Source organism: Pseudogracilibacillus amylolyticus (SeqCode), from assembly GCF_051918545.1.
In the GTDB taxonomy this organism is placed as follows: Bacteria; Bacillota; Bacilli; order Bacillales; family Amphibacillaceae; genus Pseudogracilibacillus.
Window position 1 is genome coordinate 1 of the sequence record NZ_JBPPZG010000038.1, and the last position, 24423, is coordinate 24423.

At 36.1% G+C, this 24423-nt stretch carries 27 protein-coding genes and 1 pseudogene; 22 read left to right on the forward strand and 6 right to left on the reverse strand.

Annotated elements, in window-relative coordinates:
- Positions 1-96 precede the first annotated feature (96 nt).
- From ACPYKA_RS06410 to ACPYKA_RS06470, 13 genes and pseudogenes are all read left to right on the forward strand, one after another.
- A complete protein-coding gene (locus tag ACPYKA_RS06410; RefSeq protein WP_479541531.1) occupies positions 97-318 on the forward strand; it encodes a hypothetical protein in 222 nt (73 codons plus the stop codon).
- 2 nt (positions 319-320) lie between these two features.
- The gene (locus ACPYKA_RS06415; RefSeq protein ID WP_479541532.1) at positions 321-557 is read left to right on the forward strand and encodes a hypothetical protein; all 237 of its coding nucleotides are present in this window, start codon (positions 321-323) and stop codon (positions 555-557) included.
- Positions 558-753: 196 nt separating this feature from the next.
- Complete coding sequence (locus tag ACPYKA_RS06420) at positions 754-1359, forward strand: CDP-alcohol phosphatidyltransferase family protein (protein WP_479541533.1); 606 nt, start codon at positions 754-756, stop codon at positions 1357-1359.
- Positions 1360-2307, forward strand: a complete 948-nt coding sequence (locus ACPYKA_RS06425) for a phosphatidate cytidylyltransferase (RefSeq protein WP_479541534.1) — start codon at positions 1360-1362, stop codon at positions 2305-2307. It begins immediately after the preceding gene.
- Between the two features lie 15 nt (positions 2308-2322).
- A complete protein-coding gene (locus ACPYKA_RS06430) occupies positions 2323-2955 on the forward strand; it encodes a lysophospholipid acyltransferase family protein (RefSeq protein ID WP_479541535.1) in 633 nt (210 codons plus the stop codon).
- Positions 2946-3512 (forward strand): hypothetical protein, encoded by a 567-nt coding sequence (locus tag ACPYKA_RS06435; protein ID WP_479541536.1) that lies wholly within the window; start codon positions 2946-2948, stop codon positions 3510-3512. The genes ACPYKA_RS06430 and ACPYKA_RS06435 overlap by 10 nt, the downstream gene beginning before the upstream one ends.
- Positions 3513-3594: 82 nt before the next feature.
- Positions 3595-3908, forward strand: a pseudogene (locus ACPYKA_RS06440) (polymorphic toxin type 50 domain-containing protein); the annotation flags it as partial.
- A 23-nt stretch (positions 3909-3931) separates the two neighbouring features.
- Positions 3932-4270, forward strand: coding sequence for a hypothetical protein (locus ACPYKA_RS06445; protein ID WP_479541537.1), 339 nt, complete (start codon positions 3932-3934; stop codon positions 4268-4270).
- Positions 4271-4431: 161 nt separating this feature from the next.
- Positions 4432-4866, forward strand: a complete 435-nt coding sequence (locus tag ACPYKA_RS06450) for an SMI1/KNR4 family protein (protein ID WP_479541538.1) — start codon at positions 4432-4434, stop codon at positions 4864-4866.
- A 547-nt stretch (positions 4867-5413) separates the two neighbouring features.
- Positions 5414-5758, forward strand: coding sequence for a hypothetical protein (locus tag ACPYKA_RS06455; RefSeq protein WP_479541539.1), 345 nt, complete (start codon positions 5414-5416; stop codon positions 5756-5758).
- Positions 5759-5777: 19 nt separating this feature from the next.
- Positions 5778-6287: a hypothetical protein gene (locus ACPYKA_RS06460; RefSeq protein ID WP_479541540.1), complete on the forward strand. Its 510-nt coding sequence runs from the start codon at positions 5778-5780 to the stop codon at positions 6285-6287.
- Positions 6269-6430, forward strand: coding sequence for a hypothetical protein (locus ACPYKA_RS06465; RefSeq protein ID WP_479541541.1), 162 nt, complete (start codon positions 6269-6271; stop codon positions 6428-6430). Before ACPYKA_RS06460 ends, ACPYKA_RS06465 begins: the two co-directional genes overlap by 19 nt.
- A gap of 85 nt (positions 6431-6515) precedes the next feature.
- On the forward strand, positions 6516-6668 hold the full coding sequence (locus tag ACPYKA_RS06470) for a hypothetical protein (RefSeq protein WP_479541542.1): 153 nt from the start codon (positions 6516-6518) through the stop codon (positions 6666-6668).
- A gap of 140 nt (positions 6669-6808) precedes the next feature.
- Here ACPYKA_RS06470 and ACPYKA_RS06475 read toward each other — a convergent pair whose 3' ends face one another.
- From ACPYKA_RS06475 to ACPYKA_RS06495, 5 genes are all read right to left on the reverse strand, one after another.
- Positions 6809-8110, reverse strand: a complete 1302-nt coding sequence (locus tag ACPYKA_RS06475) for an aminotransferase family protein (RefSeq protein WP_479541557.1) — start codon at positions 8108-8110, stop codon at positions 6809-6811.
- Positions 8111-8214: 104 nt separating this feature from the next.
- Positions 8215-9309: a tartrate dehydrogenase gene (locus ACPYKA_RS06480; RefSeq protein ID WP_479541543.1), complete on the reverse strand. Its 1095-nt coding sequence runs from the start codon at positions 9307-9309 to the stop codon at positions 8215-8217.
- A 24-nt stretch (positions 9310-9333) separates the two neighbouring features.
- Positions 9334-10755 (reverse strand): NAD-dependent succinate-semialdehyde dehydrogenase, encoded by a 1422-nt coding sequence (locus ACPYKA_RS06485; protein WP_479541544.1) that lies wholly within the window; start codon positions 10753-10755, stop codon positions 9334-9336.
- A 35-nt stretch (positions 10756-10790) separates the two neighbouring features.
- Complete coding sequence (locus tag ACPYKA_RS06490; protein ID WP_479541545.1) at positions 10791-11432, reverse strand: GntR family transcriptional regulator; 642 nt, start codon at positions 11430-11432, stop codon at positions 10791-10793.
- 188 nt (positions 11433-11620) lie between these two features.
- Complete coding sequence (locus ACPYKA_RS06495; protein ID WP_479541546.1) at positions 11621-12610, reverse strand: 2-hydroxyacid dehydrogenase; 990 nt, start codon at positions 12608-12610, stop codon at positions 11621-11623.
- A 224-nt stretch (positions 12611-12834) separates the two neighbouring features.
- Here ACPYKA_RS06495 and ACPYKA_RS06500 point away from each other — a divergent pair, with 224 nt between their 5' ends.
- The 5 genes from ACPYKA_RS06500 (at position 12835) to ACPYKA_RS06520 (ending at position 18042) form a co-directional block, all read left to right on the forward strand.
- Positions 12835-14103 (forward strand): peptidase, encoded by a 1269-nt coding sequence (locus tag ACPYKA_RS06500; protein ID WP_479541547.1) that lies wholly within the window; start codon positions 12835-12837, stop codon positions 14101-14103.
- Between the two features lie 39 nt (positions 14104-14142).
- On the forward strand, positions 14143-15198 hold the full coding sequence (locus ACPYKA_RS06505; protein WP_479541548.1) for a DctP family TRAP transporter solute-binding subunit: 1056 nt from the start codon (positions 14143-14145) through the stop codon (positions 15196-15198).
- 126 nt (positions 15199-15324) lie between these two features.
- Positions 15325-15825, forward strand: coding sequence for a TRAP transporter small permease (locus ACPYKA_RS06510; RefSeq protein ID WP_479541549.1), 501 nt, complete (start codon positions 15325-15327; stop codon positions 15823-15825).
- Positions 15822-17105 (forward strand): TRAP transporter large permease, encoded by a 1284-nt coding sequence (locus ACPYKA_RS06515; protein WP_479541550.1) that lies wholly within the window; start codon positions 15822-15824, stop codon positions 17103-17105. Before ACPYKA_RS06510 ends, ACPYKA_RS06515 begins: the two co-directional genes overlap by 4 nt.
- A gap of 145 nt (positions 17106-17250) precedes the next feature.
- The gene (locus tag ACPYKA_RS06520; RefSeq protein ID WP_479541551.1) at positions 17251-18042 is read left to right on the forward strand and encodes a cytochrome c oxidase assembly protein; all 792 of its coding nucleotides are present in this window, start codon (positions 17251-17253) and stop codon (positions 18040-18042) included.
- A gap of 61 nt (positions 18043-18103) precedes the next feature.
- Here ACPYKA_RS06520 and ACPYKA_RS06525 read toward each other — a convergent pair whose 3' ends face one another.
- Complete coding sequence (locus ACPYKA_RS06525) at positions 18104-19009, reverse strand: endonuclease I family protein (protein WP_479541552.1); 906 nt, start codon at positions 19007-19009, stop codon at positions 18104-18106.
- A gap of 183 nt (positions 19010-19192) precedes the next feature.
- Here ACPYKA_RS06525 and ACPYKA_RS06530 point away from each other — a divergent pair, with 183 nt between their 5' ends.
- The 4 genes from ACPYKA_RS06530 (at position 19193) to ACPYKA_RS06545 (ending at position 23929) form a co-directional block, all read left to right on the forward strand.
- Entirely contained in the window at positions 19193-21397 is a 2205-nt protein-coding gene (locus ACPYKA_RS06530; RefSeq protein WP_479541553.1) for a heavy metal translocating P-type ATPase, read from the forward strand.
- 188 nt (positions 21398-21585) lie between these two features.
- Positions 21586-21729 (forward strand): cytochrome c oxidase subunit 2A, encoded by a 144-nt coding sequence (locus ACPYKA_RS06535; RefSeq protein ID WP_479541554.1) that lies wholly within the window; start codon positions 21586-21588, stop codon positions 21727-21729.
- Positions 21730-21739: 10 nt separating this feature from the next.
- Positions 21740-22219 (forward strand): cytochrome c oxidase subunit II, encoded by a 480-nt coding sequence (locus ACPYKA_RS06540; protein WP_479541555.1) that lies wholly within the window; start codon positions 21740-21742, stop codon positions 22217-22219.
- Between the two features lie 15 nt (positions 22220-22234).
- Entirely contained in the window at positions 22235-23929 is a 1695-nt protein-coding gene (locus ACPYKA_RS06545) for a b(o/a)3-type cytochrome-c oxidase subunit 1 (protein ID WP_479541556.1), read from the forward strand.
- Positions 23930-24423: the final 494 nt, after the last annotated feature.

Consider the following 24423-nt stretch of genomic DNA (forward strand, 5'->3'; position numbering starts at 1 on the left):
GAATATTCTTTTTCACATATGAAATAAAGTGAAAATAATAGCACATTACTCCAGATAATCAGCTGAATTAATTTGAAATAGATAACCTGGAATAATGTGCTAGTTTACACGTATAGTCATATTTCTGATATGTTACCTTCTCTATACGTGGATTTTGATGATAAGGAGTTGATATCCTACTATCCTGAGCCTGCATCTTATGAACTATATGTACCGAATGGATGGCTAGGGAAGTATGAGCAATTTATGGGACGCATTCCTGATGACTATCGTTACTGGGTAGTCAATGGTGACAATTTATTTTTACAAGGAGAGTAACAATGAATAAAGAAGACACCTTTACTATAATGAAAGATATGTTCGGTAAAAAGGGAAGTGAGGAACAGGTAGAAGGGCTTACACTAATAATTGACGGTAAGCTGAAAGAAGTCTTTGATACTATAATAGGCAAATTGGTTATTTTCTCCCCCCGCGAGACTAGGTCTTTCGGGGTTTTTTTGTTTGTTAAAAAAGAGGATAATTTCCGTTCATCTAGGAGGAAAGAATCAAATATGTAAAAAGATGGATTATTCGTTGAAAAGAATGATTACCTGAATGATAATTAAATAGAGAAGTGTGAAGTGTAGGGAGTTACTGTCTCTTAAAATAGGAAACTTGGAAACAAAAGTCCTTAAATTTATATTTTCATATGATCTTAAAACATATGCTGCCCAAAAACTAATGTGATCAGTTTATACAACAGGAGGGATAGGGATGGCGAGCATTTATGATATAAAGCCGCAATTTCAGAATTTATTACGACCGATTGTAAATCGGATAGCAAAGATAGGAATAACACCTAATCAGGTAACAGTTGCAGCGATTTTTCTATCGGTAAGCACAGGACTTATATTACTATTTTTTAATGAAAATACATATATATTGTTAATTGTTCCAGTGGTGATGTTTGTTCGAATGGCTTTAAATGCGATTGATGGGATGTTGGCAAAAGAACATGATATGAAGACAAGGCTTGGTAATGTTTTAAATGAGTTAGGTGATGTAGTTTCCGATGCGTGTTTATTTCTACCATTTGCATTTATTTCGGGGTTTTCTGCTCCCCTTATCGTACTGATCGTAATTGTCTCGATAATTAGTGAGATGGCGGGAGTGATGGGAGAAGTTATTGGAACAAGCCGTCGATATGATGGTCCAATGGGGAAGAGTGATCGGGCATTTATGTTTGGGGTATTGGCCATTTTTGGTGCGTTTGAATTTTTACTAGGATTTTGGGTGACGGTCATTCTTGCCATCATGGTTTGTCTGATTATTATTAATATTTTCACCCGAATCAAGAGAGCACTAAAGGAGGTGAATTAATTGCCGTTTGATGGAGTTTCTAAAGATGTTGGTGTTGTATTACTCGGTATTTTAGGTCTATTAGTTTTATCCAGTATCATTGCTTTTATATTAACAAAAGTGAAGCGGGACAAGGATTTTACCGAAGTGAATGCAAGAATCAAGTCATGGTGGGTCATGGCGTTTGTTTTTACGTTTGCAATACTAATTAATCATAATGTTTCTCTCATTTTTTTGGCATTTTTATGTTTTCTTGCATTTAAAGAATATTTGTCGCTTATTCCGACAAATAGGGCACATCGAAAAATTTTATTTTGGGCGTATCTCGCTATTCCGATTCAGTTTTTCTGGATTTATATAGGCTGGTACGGGATGTTTATCATATTCATTCCAGTATATATGTTTTTATTTTTGCCGATACAAATGATTTTAATTGGGGAGAATAAAGGTTTTTTACGGACAATGGGTTCCGTTCATTGGGGATTGATGATTATGGTTTTTGGACTTAGTCATCTTGCATATTTACTTGTGCTTCCCGGGACGTCTGGTACAAATGCGGCTGCCGGGGCTGGGCTCGTACTTTATATTGTTATCTTGACCCAGTGCAATGATGTGGCGCAATTTATTTGGGGGAAAATGTTTGGAAAACATAAAGTTATTCCTAAGGTGAGCCCAAATAAAACGTGGGAAGGGTTAATTGGTGGGGTTTTAACTACTACTGGGCTCGCGCTATTGCTTGCTCCGCTCCTGACTCCATTAACGCTGCCTGCAACGTTATTTACTGGATTTTTAATCGGCTTGACCGGTTTTATTGGAGATGTAAATATTTCCTCTTTAAAAAGAGATTTGGGAATCAAAGATACAGGACAAACCATACCAGGTCATGGTGGTATTTTGGACCGGGTGGACAGTTTAACATATACGGCGCCGTTATTTTTTCATTTCATTCGCTATTTTTATTTTACATAAAGGAGCTACAAATTAATGATTGTTAGGTGGTTGTTTTTTACACTTATTATCCGGCCATTTATTACAATTATTCTCGGTTTAAATGTGCGTCGATTAGAGAATTTGCCTGAAAAAGGGCCTGCTGTCATCGTGGCAAATCATAATAGTCATTTAGATACACTCGTATTGATGACGCTTTTCCAGGGACGAAAAATTCATCAGATTCGCTCGATTGCTGCTGCTGATTATTTTTTAAAAAATAAATTTATCGCTTGGTTTGCACTAAATATTATTCATATTATCCCGCTTGATCGGAAGCCGAAACGTCGTGAAGGATTGTTTAAGGGCGTCTATGATGCGCTAGATCAAAATCATATTGTTATTTTGTTTCCAGAAGGATCACGTGGAGAACCAGAACAAGTGGCAAAGTTAAAATCGGGTATATTTTATTTACTCAAAGAACGTCCAGATGTACCAATTTATCCAGTGTTTATGCATGGATTGGGGAAATCGCTTCCTAAGGGAGAACGGGTTTTCGTTCCATTTTTCTGTGATGTTTTTATAGGAGAACCTTTTAAATGGAAAAGTAATAAGCGAGAATTTATGAATAAACTTGAAGAAAAAATGAATGGACTTGCAGCGGAAGGGAGTTTTCCAAAATGGGATTAATATTAATTGGACTAATTTTAGCGTTTTTGTGGGGACTAGCGGAAGCGACCTTCTTTTTCATTATTCCGGATGTTATTATAACCCTCCTTGCAATTCATGGCTTCCGTGCTGGGCTTGATGCGAGTTTAATTGCTTTAGCAGGAGCTTTGCTAGGTGGAAGTGTGATGTATTTTTGGGCAGTAAATCGCGACGAACAAGCGTATCGCTTTGTTTTAGGAGTCCCTGCTATTGGGGAAAAAATGATGCGAAATGTTAGAACTAGTTTGGAGCAGCGTGGCTTGCTTGCGATGGTGCTAGGACCGATTCGAGGAATTCCTTATAAGGCATACGCTGTCATAGCACCAAAAGTTGGGATTGGATTCATTTCTTTTTTGCTTGCTAGTATTCCCGCTCGGTTTATACGATTTTTCTTGACTAGTTTGCTTGCGTGGGTATTGGCAGAGGTTTTATTCCCAAATCTCCACATGAGTGTTAAATATGGAGTGTGGATTTTTGTTTGGATCATCGTTTATGCTATTTATTTCAGAGTGCATCCATGGAATGGCGATAAAAAATAATGGTAAAGTTAAGAAGAGGACTAGATTAATAGATGATAGTTTATATGAACTTTAAAGTGGATGGGAAGGGTATAGGTAATGGGTATCTACTTATGGAAAGAATTCAGTATCTAAAGGACCTACCGAGAAATATATGGATTCCCAGTTAAAGTAAAGGCGGGTGCTCAAGAGAAACATATTCCTAATACGCCAAATTACAAACAAGAATTAGCAAACGGAAAAAACAAGAGTATTTTTTATGGCGATAATAAAACAGCACAAGAATTGCTTGATAAGTTTGCAGGAAAAGGTCAATTACTACCGAATGGTAATAAAGAAAGAGTAGACTTTGGTCAACCAATTGGGAAATACTATGATCGCAATACTGGTGCTCATATAGTGCCATCAAGACCATAAAAACAAAAGAAAAGAGGATGTATATGGGCTATGACTCTTTAATAGGAACATTAATAAATTATAAAGATAGTGACATGATACTAGTATGGGAAAATGGATTAAGGATTATTGGTGAACTAGATACAGTTTTCGAAACAGACAATGGATTAGAGGAGGATGATATAAATTATACAGAATATGAAGCAGCCGTATTCAAGGTAAATAAAATTTTATCTCATCCTAGTAATAATAAAGGTGGTTTATATAATTGGTTAATCCAAGAAAAAGGTTCATTAATTGAAGTTTCACTTTATGATGATCCTCCTTGTGCAGTTTTGTTAACTGCCGGACAACGTGTGTGGAAAAGGGATAGTCAGAGATAAAAACGTTATCTTAAACATATACCTTGATTGGCTATAAGCCTTTCAAGGTTTATTTTGAGTGAGATTAAGTTTTACTGAACAAATTCGTATAAAGGATGAGGTTTGGTATTTACGTTGTAGTGAAGGATACAGGAGGAGGGATTTAAAAGGAGGAAAAGTAAGTGACAAGAGATGAGATTGCAAATTTATTAGATGGTATATTAGATAAAGAATTAGGAAATTTAGATATTCCTTCGGCAAGTGATTGGGGAAATATCGAAAAAAAGTTTGGATGTCAATTTCCATCGGAATTTAAATTTTTTATAGAGTTAATGTCAGAATATTCATTTCCAGGAGAAACCTTAAATGTTTCCAATGGTAATACAAATGGAAATGACACTATTGAATTTACCTATGACTATGAAATGAAACAGGGGGGATGGAAGGAAGAATTAATCCCGTTTTATAGTATAGGTAACGGTGACTACTTCTGCCTTCTTGCCAATGAGTGTCCAAACACGGGAGTTTACTATTATTCACATGAAGAAACTAATATAGATAAAGAAGCAAATAACTTTGCAGAATGGTTAAAACAGTTACCTACTTTTTTGAGTTAATAAAAAAACCTTGATTGGCTAATGCCTTTTAAGGTTTCTTTTTGTGGGGACTACCTAGTGCCGAATGGACCACTTATTATTTTTTTGAGTGGAGATAAGCTTTGTAATCTCTTTATGATACCTCGCTCACCATAAGAGGTGAATTATATTGTTACATTGAATATATACGGGCTTTATAACCCTTCATGCCGAAACTTTGGTTAGCCATTATGCAAATAAAGGCAGAGAACATTCTACAAAAGTGATAGAAGAGTTGCATGAGCTCGATTACTACAAACGAAAGCCGTGCCCGATGAGCCACATATGCCGTTGGAACAGTGGCAGAAACTGTTTTGGGAACAAAAGGGTTCTTGCTGAATTACGGATTTCGCGAACAGGATCTAAAATAAGTAATATTAAAACAAAAGATTTAAATAATGCCGGTCAATTAAATGTTTTCCATTATCCTAAAAACGATTTAGCATTTGCAGGCGACTATGGCACAGTGCCATATAATGTGTATAATCTGAATAGCATAAAAGAACAACTGACAAAAGGTTCCACGAACATGAATTTTAAAGTGGATGGGAAGGGTACGGGGAATTTTGTTAAAGTTAATAATAAAACTATAATAGATACTGCAACTATCCCTGAAAAGGGTGGAGAGACTGTCGTAGGGCATGCTTTACAAAAACATGCAGGAAGAAATCCACACATTTGGGGGAAAGTTAAAGGCGACCCTGACCAGATAAATCAAATGGCATTGAAACATCTTGAAGAAATATTGGATGGACCTGGAGGATTTATAAAAATTAAAAATCCTGAAGGAATAGAATTTTTGGAGAAAAAACTTCCAGATGGGCGTGGAGTTCGGTTAAACCTTGATGGAACTTTTAAGGGATTTATTGACTAGTAAGAAAGGTGGGTTGATAGTGGAAAATTTAGAAATTATATTATCTGATTTTAATAAGAGAGAACTTAATAAATTAGTTTATGACGAACTTAAATTATCTACATTAAAACTTAAGTCATCACATTTTTTTGATAATATTTCAGAAAAAGATTTGGATTTTTCTCAAGTGAAAAATATTGAAGGGATTTTATCACCGAAAGGAACGGGAAATATATTTATAGAAGAATTGCAGTTAGGTATTCCTTTAAAAAATGTAGTAATAGTTTTCTCGTTTGATGAACAAGATGGTGACATTGTATTTAACTTTCCTGAAAATGAAATATTAAAAGATGGGGCGGATGATAACAAGTTAAGGTTGAAAAAAATAGTTCGCTTTTTAGTTTATTTGAAAAAAAACTATGACATTCCAAAAATCATAGTTGGTTACGAACCTGCAGCTGATGAGGATACTATGTTATTAGAAATTAATCATAAAGTAACTAATTATGATAAGGAAATAGAAAAACTACTTTGTTATCTAGAGTTTTAAATGGCTATCTTAAATTAGGTAATTTTGCATATTATGATGTATTGGAATTAATTGTAATTGAGTCTCAATTAAAATCATTTGGATATTCAGTAGAAGACATTGGTCAAATTGCACCAATATTAGGCGAGAAATTCAACAAATAAAACATTTAAACTTGAGTTAGGAAGTTAAGAAAATTTTTATGTAGGGTACATACATTTTCTGTATGTCGAGACTAATAAGGTAAGAATGTTTGAAGATATAAATACGTATAAAGAAACCGGGTTTGGTATTTACAGTGTTATAAAGGATTTAGGAGAAGGGATCTATGAACTTCACAATAATTCGCTTGGCGTTCTTTATCACCTGCTTCTCTTTTGTGGGCAAGGCACGATGGTTTAAATAAGTAATTGGAACGCTGGCAGTTGAATTTATCGACCCTGGAAAAGATACAGGAACAGAAATTAAAGCGTCTAAAGACATTTTACGGATGAATAATAGATTTAAAAACAGGTTGGCATCAAAGCCAACCTGTGCTCATACTATTTTATCGCTTTAATTGATTCATTGACGATCATAATCATGTCATCCATTTGTTCTGTCGTGATTGGGAACGGGGGTGCAAAAGCTAAAGTGTCTTGGCCATCATAAACTACGGAACGGCAAATAAGTCCTTTTTCAAGAGCTTTTGCAACTACTTTAGGTCCGATTGGATCAGCAGATTTTGATGCTTTTTCTAATCCGATTGCCCCTAATAAACCAATACCACGAACATTATCAACATTATCATTTTGTTCCTTAATCCACTGAAAACCTTCTAGCATTTGCTTACCGATGACATTTACATGATCAATTAAGTTTTCATCTTTAATAATTTCTAAGTTCTTTAAAGCGACGGCAGCTGCAGTTGGGTGGCCACTGTACGTGTATCCATGCCAGAAGTTTCCTTCCGTTTTTTCAATGATTTCATTATGAAGTCTTTCAGAAATGATCATTCCGCCTAATGGTGCGTATCCGCTAGTAACACCTTTTGCCATTGTAATAATGTCAGGTGTAACACCGAACTGTTCGATTCCAAAATTAGTCCCTATACGTCCAAATCCGCAAATAACTTCATCCGCAATAAATAAGATATCATTTTCATCACAAATTCTCCGTACTTCCTGGAAATATCCTTCTGGTGGTAAATTCACTCCTCCAGACCCTTGAACAGGTTCAGAGATATATGCTGCAATCGTGTCAGCACCTTCTTTTTCAATTAGTTCTTTCAAAGCATCTATAGAATTATCAACGTAGTGAAAATCTGGTGCGATCGATGTTGTAAACGTATGGAACTGCTCAATCCCAGTAGCGCTCGTTGCTCCCATTGCTACTCCGTGATACGAAAGTTTTCTTGAAATAATTTTCTTTTTTTCTGGTTGGCCTTTAATTTTCCAATAATGACGAACTGTTTTAAATGCGGTATCATTTGATTCTGAACCGCCAGAAGTAAAAAAGGTAGCGTTTAAATCTCCAGGTGTCCATTTTGCAATTTCCGCAGCGAGCCGAATTACTGGCTCATGACTCCAGTTATTAAAAGTGGATGTAAATGCGAGCTTTTCCATTTGTTCTTTGGCTACTTCGGCAAGTTCTTTACGACCATGTCCTATATTTACATTCCAAAGAGAAGAGAGGCTATCCATTAATTTTCTACCTTGTACGTCTTTAAGATAAATCCCATTGCCTTCGGTAAAAATAAAGGCTGGACCTTCTTCTTGGAGATTTTTCATATTCGATGTCGGGTGAATAAAATGTTTCTTATCTAATTCTACCAATTCATCTTGTAAACTTTGGTTTTTTATCATAGTCACTAGGTTTTCCTCCTAAAATGTTTTTAGCAGAAAGTATGATACTTTCTTGATTCGCATAAGTACAACTAAGGTTTGGCAATAAGCCAAGTATTTTAATACTATTTAGCACTTATTTGTTCTTTTTCAGCCTTTTCTTTTAGTAGTTCAATAAAGTAATCTCCGACTTCAGCTGTTGAAGCCTTCCCACCTAAGTCAGGGGTTAATTTCTCTGTTTCATTTAAAATTTCTATAATTGTATCAAGGATAACTTTTCCCCATTCTTCCTCCTTGAAAAAGTCCATCATTTGGCTGACAGACCAAAGTGCTGCTAAAGGATTTGCAATGCCTTTTCCCGCAATATCAGGAGCAGAACCGTGAACAGGCTCAAACATAGAAGGATACTTTCTTTCTGGATTGACATTTGCCCCGGTTGCAAGTCCCATTCCTCCTGTAATAGCTGCGCCTATGTCTGTTAAAATATCTCCAAACAAATTTGAAGTTACGATGATTTCAAATCGTTCAGGATTAGAGACGAAATAAAGACTTGCTGCATCAACAAGGTACGAATAAGTTTCCACGTCCGGATACTCTTTTCCGACTTCTTCAAAAACTTCATCCCAAAAGACCATTGAATAATTTAATGCATTTCCTTTACTAATGCTTGTTAATGTTTTCATTTGTTTGCGCGCTTCTTCATATGCATATCGAATGATCCGTTCCGTACCTTTCCGAGAAAAAACACCTGTTTGAAGCACGACTTCTTCGGCTCTTCCTTTGAACAACCAATCACCGGCTCCTGCATATTCCCCTTCACTATTTTCTCTGATGACGAGAAAATCAATATCTTCTTTCGTTTTATCTTTTAATGGGGTAAGCCTTTCATTTAATAACGTAATCGGTCTGATATTGACATAAAGATCAAACTCTTTACGAATTCGTAAAAGGAGATCCCACAAAGAAATATGATCTGGCACACCAGGATATCCAACAGCTCCAAGATAAATCGCATCGAATGTTTTTAATTTTTCAATACCATCCTCATCCATCATTTTGCCGTGTTCCAAATAATATTCACAACCCCAAGGGAATTCTTCAAAGGAAAAAGCTAGATTCGGGTCGAGTTTTTCAATAGCTTTTAATACTTTTACTCCTTCATCCACTACTTCAGGTCCAATTCCGTCTCCTGGTATAAGTGCGATTTGTAAATTTTTCATAAAAACCTCCGCAAAACAGAATAATTAAATACCAATTGATACATATTGCATTTCTAGAAAATCATCAATCCCTTGATGTCCACCTTCACGTCCAAGTCCACTTTCTTTCATACCACCAAATGGCGCTTGTACAGCAGAAGGGGCACCATCGTTCCAGCCGATGATTCCATAATCCAATTTTTCAATAACTTTCGTACCTTGTGAAACATTTTCTGTAAAAACATATGCAGCTAATCCATAAGGTGTATCATTTGCTAGATTAATAGCTTCTTCAATGTCTTCAAACTTTTGGATCGGAGCAACTGGGCCGAATGTTTCTTCCTGCATGATTAACATATCTTCTGTTGCATCTTTAATAACCGTTGGTAAGTAGTAATTTCCATTTTCTTCTGGCTGCTGGCCACCTACAACGACTGTCGCGCCATTTTTCACTGCATCTTCGACATGCTCTGCAACTTTTTCGATACTAGCCTGATTTATTAATGGGCCGATGTCAACACCACTTTCCATTCCATTTCCAACTTTAAGTTCTTTAACGCGAGCAGCAAAGGCTTCAACGAACTCATCATATATTTCGGATTGTACATATACTCGATTGACACAAACACAAGTCTGTCCACCATTTCTAAATTTTGAAGCCATCACTCCCTGAACAGCTGTTTCAATATTTGCATCATTAAGAACGATCATCGGAGCATGCCCACCAAGCTCAAGGCTGAGTTTTTTCACTGTATCAGCACCTTGGCGCATCAAGACTTTCCCAACTTCTGTAGAACCTGTAAAAGTTACTTTTCTTACGCGTGAGTCTGTTAAAAAGACACCACCAATTTCACTGGAAGATCCAGTAACAATATTAATAACACCTTTTGGGAATCCTGCTTCTTCAGCCAATTCAACGAGTTTAATTGCTGTTAAAGGTGTCTCACTTGAAGGCTTTACGACGACTGTACATCCAGCAGCTAAAGCTGGCCCCATTTTTCTTGTTAACATAGCTGCGGGGAAGTTCCAAGGTGTAATAGCAGCAACAACTCCAACCGGCTTTTTCCATACTTGCAGTCGTTTGTTTTTATCGTGAGTAGGAATCGTTTCACCGTAAATCCGTTTCGCCTGTTCGGCGTACCATTCAATATAATTTGCTGCATAATGAACTTCACCTTTTGCTTCATTTAATGGCTTTCCCATTTCTTTCGTCATTAATTCTGCTAACTCTTCTTCGTGGGCGATAATTAAATTAAAGTATTTTTTAAGTAAAGTAGCCCGCTCATATGCAGTAGTGTCAGACCATGATTCAAAAGCATGATTAGCCGCTTCAACGGCAGTACGCGCTTCTTGTTTTCCTCCTTTTGGAACCTCGGATACGAGATCTCCAGTAGCGGGATTGTAGACCGGAATTTTCTTTAAATTTTCTCCAGTCCAATTCCCATCGATGTACAATAGATTTTGCATTCATTCCACCTCAACTTTACAAAATTTACATGTAATTAACCTAAAAACTGTCCTTCTACATATTCGATATGAGTTCGAATTTTTTCATCCACAATTTTAGGGTCGTTTGTTAATAGAGCTTCAAATAATTCTTTTTGCTCTTTATAAAACGCTTGATGGCTAGAGTAATACTTATCAAGGTACAAGAGAAAAGTTCTAATTTGCACTTGAATGGAGTCATATAACTTAATTACTCGAGAATTACCAGATAAGTTTATTACATAACTATGAAATTTCATATCGAGGTCAAATAAGTCACTCCAATTTTTATTTTTCGTTTTTTCTTCCATTTCTTTTAGAATAGACTCTAAATTTTGAAGTTCCTTCTCACCAAGGGATGGAAGCGCTTTTACAAAAGCGTAAGATTCAACAATAGATCGAAGTTCTATGATTTCTTGCCAATCCTGCTTAGAAAATTGGGAAACATACGTCCCTTTTCTTGGTTTACTTACGACCATTTCTTCATATTCAAGAATTTTTAGAGCATCTCTAATTGCATTTCTACTAACGTCAAATTTTTCAGACAAATCACTTTCAATTAGTCTTTCGCCAAATTGAATTTCACGATTCCAGATACTCCTCCTCAGCTGATCTGCTATAAGTTCCCCTAGTGACACTTTTGGGATTGTTTGATTCATGCGCCTCTCACACTCCTTTCTTTTCAAAATCACTTTTAAAAGTCGATTGTCGACAGTTTAAACTTAGTATAGATGGACTTCTATTATATGTCAATTACATAAAAGAAAATAAATCAATTCAATGTTTAAAAATTTAAACTACTCTATATTGCATAACTTATTAGAATTTGGTAGTACAAGTAAGATTATTAATGGTTATTCGTATTTGAATAGAAAATCTCACTATTAATTAAATTAGGTGGAATTTCTCCGTTTAATCCAGCAACCAAATTTTTTGCGGCTAATCTTGACATTGCTAATTCATTTTCTACTGTTGCTGCTCCGAGATGAGGGAGAGTCACTAGATTATCTAAAGTTAATAGAGGATTATTTGGATCTACAGGCTCATTTTCAAATACGTCAATGCCTGCCGCTAAAATTTCCTTGTTATAAAGAGCATTATATAACGCTTTTTCATCAATGTTTTTTCCACGTGATGCATTAATGAAAATCGCAGAGTTTTTCATGAGCTTAAATTCATCTGCACCAATTATTCGCTCTGTTTCTGGTAAAAGAGGAACCATTAGCACGATAAAATCCGCTTGTGTTAACAAATCCTGTAAGGAACAATAGATTGAGTTATATTTATTTTCTACTTCTTTTTTACGAGAACGATTGTAGTAAAGTATATCCATATCAAAGCCAAGATGGCAACGCTTTGCGATAGCTTGTCCAATACTACCCATCCCAATAATCCCTACTTTCTTATGGTGAAGATCCGTTCCGAAATTTTCCACCTTTAAATATTCATTCCATTTTCCATTCTTAACAAATTGATCAAGTTCAGGAATTCTTCTAGCTGTCGCTAACATCATTCCAAGCACAGCATCAGCGACTGTATCTGTCAAAACACCAGGTGTATTAGTTGCCATTATTTTTCGTTTTGAAAGCGAAGCAATGTCTAAATTATCGAACCCGACAGATATATTGGAGACTATTTTTAACTTAGGTGCTAAATCTAATAATTCTTTTGTTACTTTCAGTTCTAGTCCAATTATCCCAATTGCATTCTGAAGGGCTGCTCTAAATTTTGGGTGATTGATATATTCATAGTTTTCGAAGTATTCAACGTCAAATTTCTGTTGTAATTTTTCTCTAACAGATTGTGATACTCTTGTATAGGCGATCACTTTCTCCATCTTTTCTGCTCCTTTGCTTGTTTTTATGATTGCATTAAAGATGACATCAATTTAATAAATTGTCAACAGTAACTTAACATAAATTTAAAAAGTAAAAATTTTATTGACAATTAAAAAAACATAGTCTAATATTAATTGCAAATATGTTGATTGTCGACAGTCGATTAAAAATGTTTGCGCTTTCAATATTGTGGTTTTGCAGAATGTATTTAGGAGGAAGACTGATGGGTTTACATAAAAAAATAAAAGAAAGTATCGGTGTGAAAAAAAATGAATATATTCGATTTCTCCAAAAAGTGATTCAAGAACCTAGTACGTCTGGCAACGAGTTAGGAGCACAAACAATCGTTGCTGAGCGGTTAAAGGCTAAAGGATTAGAAGTTGATGTATGGATTCCAGAATATGATGAATTACTGAAAAGTAAGTACTTCAATCCACGAAGGGACAATTACGAAAACAGTCCGAATGTGGTGGGAGTTTTAAAAGGAAAAGAAGATGGAAGATCGCTTATTTTAAATGGGCATATTGATGTTGTACCTGCTGGAGACAAAAATAAGTGGACAAATGATCCTTATTCAGGCGAGGTGATAGACGGAAAATTATATGGCAGAGGTACGACGGATATGAAGGGAGGGAATATGGCGACTTTAATTGCGCTAGAGACGATTATTGATTTAGGTATTGAATTAAAAGGTGATGTAATTTATGAAAGCGTTATCGAGGAAGAAACCGGTGGTGCTGGTACGCTCGCTGCGATCCAAAGAGGATATAAAGCGGACGTAGCGTTAATACCTGAACCAAGTGAGATGAGAATTTTTCCAAAACAACAAGGATCCCTCTGGTTTAAAGTGACGATAAAAGGTATTTCTGCTCACGGTGGGACAAGGTACGAGGGTGTAAGTGCAATAGAAAAGGGGTGGATTGTTTTTCAAGAAATTATGAAATTGGAGGAAAAAAGAAATGCCCCTTTGCGAAAAGATCCATTATATAAGAATAATCCAATTCCAATCCCAATTAATATTGGTCAATTTAATGGTGGGTATTTCCCTTCAGCAGTTGCAGAAGAAGCGACGATTCAAGGTCGTTATGGAGTTGCTCCGGGAGAAACGATTGAGGAGGCAAAAAAGGAATTTATTGCGATGTTAGACTACTTGAAAGCGTTGGATGACTGGTTTACACAACATCCCGCAACTGTCGAATGGGGAGGTATTCATCTACCACCAGGAGGTTGTGATCTAGATCATCCAATGCTTGAAATTTTAAAAGAAAAATATGTTAAGGTTGAACGGGAAGAGCCAATCATTGCTGGGTCTACATGGGGAACAGATGGTGGATTACTTACCCAAGTTGGGGGTATCCCATCTATTGTTTTCGGACCTGGAACGACAAGTATGGCACATTTTACCGATGAATATGTGGAGTTAGATAAGTTGTTTAAGACAGCTGAAATTATTGCATTAGCAATTATTGATTGGTGTGAAGTTGCAGATTAACAGTTTGTATTCTAAAAGTATATTTAAGAAGGGGACAAAATGATGAGAAAAATACTAATTGGTTTTAGTTTACTATTGATTATGACTGTTATTAGTGCGTGTACGTTAGGAGCTACAAGTGAAAATAATAAAGGAGAAGGATCTGCAGAATCAAGCGAGAGTGAATCAACCAATTCTGGTGAATATGTAATTGGCGTTACGTACACAATTCCTGAAACTGGATCAACACACTTAGGAATGGAAAAATTCAAAGAGTTAGTTGAAGAAAAAACAGGTGGAGAAGTAGTTGTTGAATTATATCCAAATGGGCAATTATATGCATCTGAACGTGAGGCAATAGAAGCAGCACAAGCTGGAAATATTGAGATGACAGTAGCTGCCTCAGCTCCAGTAGCTGGATTTGACAAACGATTTTTAGCACTTGATTTGCCATTCATTTTTCCTGATCACGAAACAGCTTATGAGGCTTTGGATGGTGAGTTAGGGCAAACATTGCTAGATGGACTGCATGAAATTGGACTAGTCGGTTTAGCCTATGGAGAAACTGGAATGCGTCATTTTTCAAATAGTAATCGACCAATTGAAACACCTGAAGATTTACAAGGGCTAAAAATTCGTACCATGGAAAACGAAGTTCATATCGATACATTTAAAGAATATGGAGCGAATGCCTCTCCTTTTGCTTTTGGAGAATTATATAGTGCGCTTCAACAAAACATCTATGACGGCATGGAAAACCCGATTAATTTAATTGATCAAATGAAGTTTTATGAAGTACAAGACTATTTAACCATTTCGAATCACGCTTATACGGCAACAGTTGGATTTATGAATGCAGAGTTCTTTAACAGTTTACCAGAGGATATTCAAACAGCAGTTAAAGAGTCAGCAGTTGAGTCTATGGACTATCAAAGAGGCATTGCAAGACAACAAGATGAAGATGGTTTAGCAATTACTAAAGAACATATGGAAATTAATGAACTTACAAGTGAACAAAAGCAACAATTTATCGAAGCAGCTGGCCCAATTTTTGATAAATATGAAGAAGATATAGGAACGGAATTAATGGAGCTTGCACGTTCTTATTCTAAATAATGTTAATCCGAAAGTATGTTAATAGGTTTTATATGTAAAAATTTATTTGGTTTGATTGGATAAAAATGTAGAGTCTATTTATTCAATCAAACCTATCTTTTTAATAAATAAGTGAGGAGAAAAAATATGGATGTTAAAAATCTACTAGATAAACGAATTGAGGAATTCATACTCGTTTTTACAATGGCGATGATGGTTCTAATTATGTTCGTACAATCTACTTCCAGATATTTTATAGGATCGTCTTTCAGTTGGGGATCTGAGCTCTCGCAGTACCTTCATATATGGCAAATATGGATAGGTGCGAGTTTAGCTGTTCGTTTACAATCTCATATAAGTGTCGATGTTTTTGTTAAATTGTTTCCTTCCATCGTACAAAAGATATTCCATATATTAGCTATCATATGTTGGTTTGTTTTTGCAGCATTTCTAGCAATAGAGGGTAGCAAGTACGTGTTGGATGTTTTGGCAAGTGGTCAAACAAGCCCTTCTTTACATGTTCCGATGTGGATTCCGTACCTAGCAATACCAATTGGAGGTTTATTAATGGTTATTCGATTGTTTCAGCAATTGTATTTTTTATTCTCAAAAAATGATGACCTTTATGGAACGGGGGAGCTAAAATGACAGTGGCTATTTTGTTTGGAGCCTTTTTTGTCTTCATGTTTATTGGCGTGCCAATTGCGCTTTCTCTCGGACTCGCATCATTAATTACCATGGTTTTTGCTACGAATTCTTCACCAAGTGTAATTATCCAAAAAGCATTTTCATCACTTGATAGTTTCCCACTTATGGCAATTCCATTTTTTATTTTGGCGGGAGTTTTGATGAGTCAAGGTGGAATATCAAGAAGATTACTAAAGTTAGCGAAGGTTTTAATCGGATTTATTTCTGGTGGACTTGCAATGGTGACTGTATTGGCTAGTATGTTCTTTGCGGCTATTTCTGGATCAGGTCCTGCTACAGTAGCAGCAATTGGATCATTCATGATTCCCTCGATGAAAGAAAATAAATATAACAGTGGTTTTGCAGCAGCAATTACTGCCTCGGCTGGATCGATTGGGGTGCTAATCCCACCAAGTATTCCATTTGTTATGTATGGAGTGGTAGGGACAGTTTCCATTGGGGCAATGTTTTTAGCAGGGATCATACCAGGGATTATTCTAGGAGTAGCCCTCATGGTTTCTTCTTATGTTACGGCAAAAAAAAATGGCTATCAAGGAACCGGGGAAGTCCCAACTTTTAAAGATGTTTTAAACGCATTAAATGATGCAAAACTAGCTCTACTAATCCCTATAATTATATTAGGAGGGATTTATGCAGGAATATTTTCACCAACAGAATCAGCAGCCGTTGCCTCTGTTTATGCGCTTTTCATTGGCGTTTTTGTATACAAGGAATTGAGTTGGAAGTCGGTTTATGAAAGTTTCTCTTCTGCAGCACTAACTAATGCTGCAACAGTTATCATCATTGGCTTTTCAATTTCTTTTGCTTACTTAATGACGAGGGAACGAATTCCTATTATCGTAGCTGATTTTATAGTTAGTATTTCGGAAAACCCAATTGTAATCATATTGATTATTAACCTGTTTTTATTAGTCGTTGGAATGTTTATTGACACCATTTCGGCCATCGTTATTTTAACACCAATTTTACTTCCAGTTGTTACTAATATAGGAATAGATCCGATTCATTTTGGAGTTATTCTTGTTATGAACTTGGCAATTGGATTTGTTACACCTCCACTTGGTGTTAATTTATTCGTTGCTTCTACAGTTGGAAAAGTTTCCTTTGAATCAATTGTAAAAGCAATGATACCAATTTTTATTACGATGATTATCGCACTTTTAATTGTTATTTATTTTCCGCCATTATCGACTGGACTTCCAAATTTAGTATCACCATAAATATAAAACGCCATTCAAGAGTTTTCTTGGAGGCGTTTTTATATTTTGCATTTATAATGATGCTCCATTTTTATGGCATAATCAGAGTTAGAGCAACATATCTTTATAAGTGATCGTTAATATTCATTTTTGGAGGAAAGAAAACATGATCACTGCGCTTTTAGCCGATCAGTTAACATGGAATATTCCTCTCCTTGTACTTACTATTTTGCTTACTTCTATGTATATACTTTATGTAAAACGCAATCCGTCACCAAATACAAAATTTGTGCAACCAATTTTATTTTTGATCGGAATTTGGTTACTTTACTTTATGATAGGAAGTCCGTTACTTGCATTAAGTTATTTATCTTTTAGTTTACATATGATTCAAATGAGTTTTCTCTTCTTTATTATCCCACCACTTATCCTACTCGGCATACCAGAAAGCTTTTATGAAAAAGTAGAAACATCTCCTCTTAAGAAAAAAATGAATGCGATGATTCTTACACCAAAATTAGCCCTCATTTCCTTTGCAGTACTCTTTCTGCTATATCATTTACCGAATGTTTTATCTGTTATTACCGATTATCCAGGATTGCAGAAAACGTATGTTATCTTATTATTTCTACTATCATTTCGAATGGTTTGGCCAATCGCATCACCAAATCCTCGTGATCGATTTTTAACAGATAAGCGGAAAAAATATCTTTGGCAAAGTAGTATGTACATTATGCCGGCATGTATGATATTTATAATCAGTGCACTACTTGGTAGCATGAACAACCCGTTTTTAGGTGAGGTTGCTACTCATTTATGTCTTCCCGCTGATCGTACGATTCAAGTTTTACCAGCTCCTTTTAATACAAAATATGATCAAATGCTTGCAGGTGTTTTTATGATAGGATTGCACAAAATTGGTTTAATGGTAACTTGCAAGCTGGAGAAAAAATGTTGAAAAAAGAGCCGAATCACAAAGTGTGGATTTGGCTCTTTTCGCGTTACTGTTATGCGACATCCTAATTCTTTGGGAAAGAAATTTTGGTCGTCAAGTCGGGAAAATCGATAAACGGATTTCTATTCCCTTGAATTTCAAAGATTGCCATATTTCGATGTTTCTCATATGTTGTCACTTTGTATTGTTCGTGCCAGCTTAAAAGTAAAGGAAGATCAATATATTTTTGAAATCTCCTCGTTATTTTTTTTGGATAACGTAAGATGAAATAAAGGGTTGCTCTTGAAACGGCTCCTTTTCCGTACCTCGGTTCAAATCGGTTTAAGTGATGATAACCACAACTACTCGAAGGATCCTCCTCTTGATGTTCATAATACGGATAATTGGATCTAAGACTGTTACATCTTGGTTCACATACAAATAGATGATGCAAATCTCCTTTCATCGGTTCTTTAGCTCGAAACCACGACTGAGGGACAACATGTTCGGTATTGAATTTATGTTGACTAGATATGTAGCGGAGATGTTCTACTAATCTATCCTTTAAAACATCTTGAATTTCAATAAGTGCAAGATATTCTTTAATACGGCGGTCAATCATTGCAAAATCTTCTTTGATTAATCGCTCGGGTGTTCTTTCTTTACCAGAATAAATAGTTTTCAGTTGACCATTTGGCTGGAGATCAACCCAAGTATATAAATATTGATCTTTGCTAATCGAGTACGGATATTTATGTTCATGTGTTTTTGTAATGAGTTGATGAAATGCCTGAAATAACGGTTCACCAACTGATTTATTTTTGGAAATTTCATGATAATAATACTTTTTCCAGACATTATCTTGTTGTTCGTCATAGTATAAATTATAGTTTTGTTCAATTCTTTGTTGATTCTTTGCTAATATATCTAAAAGTTTTTCGGGACTACATTTTTCCATGCTTTTTAATTCTTCAAGTTCTACTTCAATCATCTTGTGCTCAGACTTCCTTTCATAATGCACTATATTCTATTATATTCTATTAAGACTTATATGAATAAAATTTGCTATAAAAATTTTTGGTTTGATATGACTACCTTTAGTCGGTAGCTGATTGTTCTAAGCCCACGTTATTAGTAATAGGATGTACTAATACGTAAAAAAGTGGTGAATGAAATGAAAACAGAAACGATACAACTTGATGTAAAGGGGATGTACTGTTCGGCTTGTGTGAATCGGATAGAGAAAGTAGTTTCCAAAATAGATGGTGTAGAGGAAATAAACGTAAACCTTGCAACAGAGACAGGGCGCGTTACTTTTGATAAAAATAAGACAAGCTTAACTGACATTACTTCACGAATTAATAAGTTAGGATTTGAGGCAAGAAAGTCAGCACTACATGACAATGATGATAAAAATAAAGAAATAAAAACGTTAAGATGGCACTTTATCCTTTCGGCTCTATTAACTTTTCCTTTAGCCTGGGCAATGCTCGCTCATTTTACATGGACAGCATTTATTTATATTCCTGCTATACTGACAAATCCCTTTTTTCAATTTGTCATTACTTTTCCTATTCAGTTTGTAATTGGGTTTCAATTTTATGATCGCGCTTGGAAAGCAATCAAAAATGGCAGTACGAACATGGACGTGCTCGTTGTGTTAAGTACGAGTGCTGCATTTTTTTACAGTCATTACGTAACATTTACTACACCTGATTTTTTATATGTAACGGAATCAGCGATGTTGTTTTATGAGACGAGTGCCTTTATCATTACATTTATTTTATTAGGAAGGTTTTTAGAAGCGAAAACGAAGCTTCGAACTACGGAAGCATTGAAAAAATTGTATGAGGTTCAAACGAAAGAGGCGAATTTATATCTAGAGGGGAAGGAAATATTAGTCAGTGTAAAGGAGCTTGTCCCCGGTGATACAGTGATTATTAAGCCAGGGGAGAAAGTACCGATTGATGGACAAGTTATTGAAGGGTATTCCATGATTGATGAAGCGATGCTAACAGGGGAAAGTATTCCAATTGAAAAAAATATTGGCACGGCGGTTTATGCGGGAACGATCAATCAAAATGGGCTTTTGAAAGTAAAAGTAACGAAAAAAGAATCCGAAACTGCATTATCAACTATTATTTCTGTCGTAGAAGAAGCGCAAAGTTCGAAAGCGCCGATCCAACATATTGCCGATAAAATTACAGGAGTATTTGTACCGATTGTTATCATGATCGCTGTTGTAACGTTTATTGCTTGGTATTTTGTGTTTCAGCCAGGACATTTTAATGGTGCTTTAGGCAAAGTCATTGCGGTTCTGATTATCGCATGCCCATGTGCTTTAGGATTGGCAACTCCGACTTCGATTATGGTCGGAAGTGGACGAGCTGCACAGCATGGAATTTTATTTAAGGAAGGTAAATTTTTAGAACTGCTTGGAAAAGGTAATTATATCGTACTAGATAAGACGGGAACCGTTACAGAAGGTGTTCCAAAAGTTACAGATATTTTTATTGAAAAGATGGAATCAAAGAAATTTATGCAATACATTGGAGCAGTAGAACGTACGTTAGATCATCCAGTAGCAAGGGCAATAGTTAATAAAGCAAGCTCGCACGTGGATATTTTTCAAGAGGCTAAGCACGTCGAAAATATACCGGGATATGGAATAAAAGCAGTTGTTCATGGACAAAAGGTAGTCATTGCAAGTTCGACTTACTTTGAACAGAATGGTTTTTCTCTGCCTAAAAAAGCCTTGAAACAGGAGGAGTTACTGAAAAATGCTGGAAAAACGGTAATGGTAGTGTATGTGGACGGGAGTTTTGCTGGGATAATCGGTGTATTTGACGAAATAAAGTCAAGTTCAATTCAAGCGGTGAAGCGGTTAAAACAACTAGGATATCCAATTATTTTGTTAACGGGTGATCATAAAAGAGCAGGGTTAGCAGTTGCCCGAAAAGTAGGAATTAAAAAAGTATATACAGGGTGTACGCCGAATGATAAAGCGAAAATTGTAGAGAAGTTAAAGAAAAAAGGGCACCATGTTGTCATGGTAGGGGACGGGATAAATGATGCACCGGCCTTAGCGGTAAGTCATGTCGGCGTAGCACTGGGAACAGGTTCAGATGTTGCAATTGAATCTGGGGATGTAACGATTATACAGGGAGATTTGAATCGATTAGTAGACGCCATTCAAATAAGTAAAAAAACGATGATCAATATTAAACAAAATTTTGTTTGGGCATTTTTGTATAATGTGACAATGATTCCGTTTGCGATGTTTGGGATATTAGTTCCTTGGCTGGCAGGAGCGGCAATGGCATTTAGCTCCATCTCGGTAGTTCTTAATTCGTTACGATTAAAGCGAGTAAGAATATGAGATGCTCATGAAGCGATCCTTTAAGGGTCGTTTTTTTATTGCGAAAATTACTCAGTGATCAAGGCGGCGTGAAAGCGCGAGTAAGTTAGAACGATTAAATTGAAGGACGCTTATTAAAAAAATGTGAATATTAGGGTTTTTTTTACACATACTACCAATTGTATTTATGTATGAGAGAGGGAGATAAATTGAGTAAACAAAATGATGAAAAATCATCTGCAGAACAATATGACGAAAGATTAAAAGGTACGTTTGTTACTGTTATTTTTATTGGGGCTTTTATCTTGTTGTCATGGCTTGGAATTTTCTATTACTATATTACAACACTTTAATGAAGGAGTTATGTTTAATATGCCTAAACTTGAAAAAATATGGCTGGCGATTGGCTCTGGATCGCTCGTTTTATTTTTAATTATCACAGGTGTGATGGCGGTTGGGATGGGATTGAATCCACCTGATGGGATGCAGACAACGATTGAGCCAGACAAAGTCGAGGCACAAGCGCCGTTTGATAATCCGGGTGTGGAACAAATCGGACCTAATGAATATAAAGCGACTATTCTTTCTTTTGTGTTCGGTTATGACCCAAACACAATTACAGTACCAGTCGGTTCGACAGTTCATTTTGAGGTAACGACAAAAGATGTTGTTCATGGGTTTCACATACCTGGTACTCCAACGAATCTAATGCTTGTTCCAGGACATGTCGCAGAATATTCACAAACCTTTCATGAACCTGGGGAGTATCTATTTTTATGTCATGAATATTGTGGAATCGGTCATGAAGTGATGTATGGAAAAATTATTGTGGAAGATGTTTAGAAGGGAGTTTTAACCATGAGTGATATAGCAGTAGAAAAAGATGAGCATGGTAATGTATTGACTGATTTTGACTTTGAGAAAAAAGATGCCAATATGATGATGGCTTATATTTGGTTTGGGATCATTGCAATTTTTCTTGGAGGCCTTGCTGGACTATTACAAATAATGCAGCGAAGCGGTTGGATTACCCTCCCAAATTGGTTGACTTACTATCAATTGTTGACCGCACACGGGGTTCTACTCGTCCTTGTTTTTACCACGTTTTTTATCATGGGATATCTTTTTTCTGGGATTACACGCACCTTAAATGGAAAGCTTACTTCTGGTGTTAGAACCTTAGGATGGATCGGTTTTTATCTAATGGCTATTGGAACGATTATTGCGACGATTCTTATTTTGGCTAATGAAGGTACAGTGCTGTATACATTTTATACACCAATGCAAGCATCTCCTTGGTTTTATATTGGTCTAGCCCTTTTAATAGTTGGAAGTTGGATCTCATCAGCAGGTATGTTTGCTGCTTACATACGTTGGAGGAAAAATAACAAAGGACAGCCTTCACCATTATTTGCATATATGACGGTTGCAACATTAATTTTGTGGATTCATGCAAGTCTTGCTGTAGCTGTTTCTATTGTATTTTTAATTATACCGTGGGCGTTTGGCTGGGTACCACGAGTGGATGTTACATTAACGAGGACTTTATTTTGGTATTTTGGTCATGCGCTAGTCTACTTCTGGCTTTTGCCGGCTTATATTTATTGGTATGTGAATATTCCCCAAATTGTTGGAGGGAAAATTTTCAGTAATTCTTTGCCACGTCTTACCTTTATCTTGTTGATTTTGTTTTCCGTTCCAGTCGGACTGCATCATCAGTTAACAGAACCGGGAGTGGAATCATTTTGGAAATTCCTACAAGTTGTTTTAACGATGATGGTTGTCGTACCATCCTTAATTACAGCTTTTTCTATCGTTGCTACATTTGAACTTGCAGGCAGATCACGAGGAGGAAAAGGTTTATTCGGCTGGTTAACAAAACTTCCTTGGAAAGATGCCAGATTTATAACTGCATTTGTAGGAATGATATTTTTTATACCAGGTGGTGCAGGAGGTATTATTAACTCAAGTTACCAATTAAACCAGATGGTACATAATACATGGTTTGTTACTGGCCACTTTCATATTACGGTTGGCTCTGCTGTCATATTGACATTTTTCGCCGTATCTTACTGGCTTATCCCGGTGTTAACAAAACGTGTTTTTACCAAGCGGTTGAATCGATTAGCGATTATTCAAACTATCCTTTGGAGCATTGGGATGATATTAATGGCTATCGTCATGCATTTTGCTGGATTAAAAGGTGCGCCAAGAAGAACCGCCCATTCCACATATGGAGATCATGATCTTGCATTGTCATGGCTCTCATATGGGCAAGTTATTGGAGTAGGTGGAGTGATTCTCTTTATTGCAATCGTGTTATTGCTTTACATTTGGATTAAACTGTTGTTTTTTGCTCCAAAGTCAGAAAAAACGATCGAATATCCAATTGGTGTAATTCGAGAAAAAGCAGAAGATCCACCACCGATACTCGAAAGATGGTCGGTCTGGATCGGAGTATCAATTGCTCTTTCCGTCATCGCTTATGCAGTACCGATATATCAGATTGTGGTCAATAATGATCCGGGGTCATTGCCGTTTAGGAGTTGGTGAAGTTTCTATATTTTTAATACAAATTCGCTATCCTTAATCAGAAAATTACAGTAGAAGGGTTAACGATCCTTAATCATGGAAGAATTTATATTAATTGTTCCCCTAAGGCGTCCAGGGAATCGAGTGCGGTCACGATTATTAGTTAAATGTGCCCATTTTCGTTGGAGAGTAGAAGAAACGGTCACGATTAGCAGTTAAATGTGCCTATTTTCGTTAGATAGTAGCAAAAACGGTCACAATTAAGAGTGAATCATGCCCATTTTGCCAATTGTAGATTAAAAGTGGTCACGATTAGAGATTAATCGTGACCATTCCCCTTGTAGGAAGATGGAATTGGTCACGATTTTCCTATAAGAGAATTATCATTTAAAATTTAATCTTACATATCTTCTTTCAGCTTTAAAATAGCTTCCATCGTCATGAGTGTTGGTTCTGTGGAATCTGTATGTGCACGAATGCGTAAGACACCATTTGTAACAAGCCACTCCACCGCT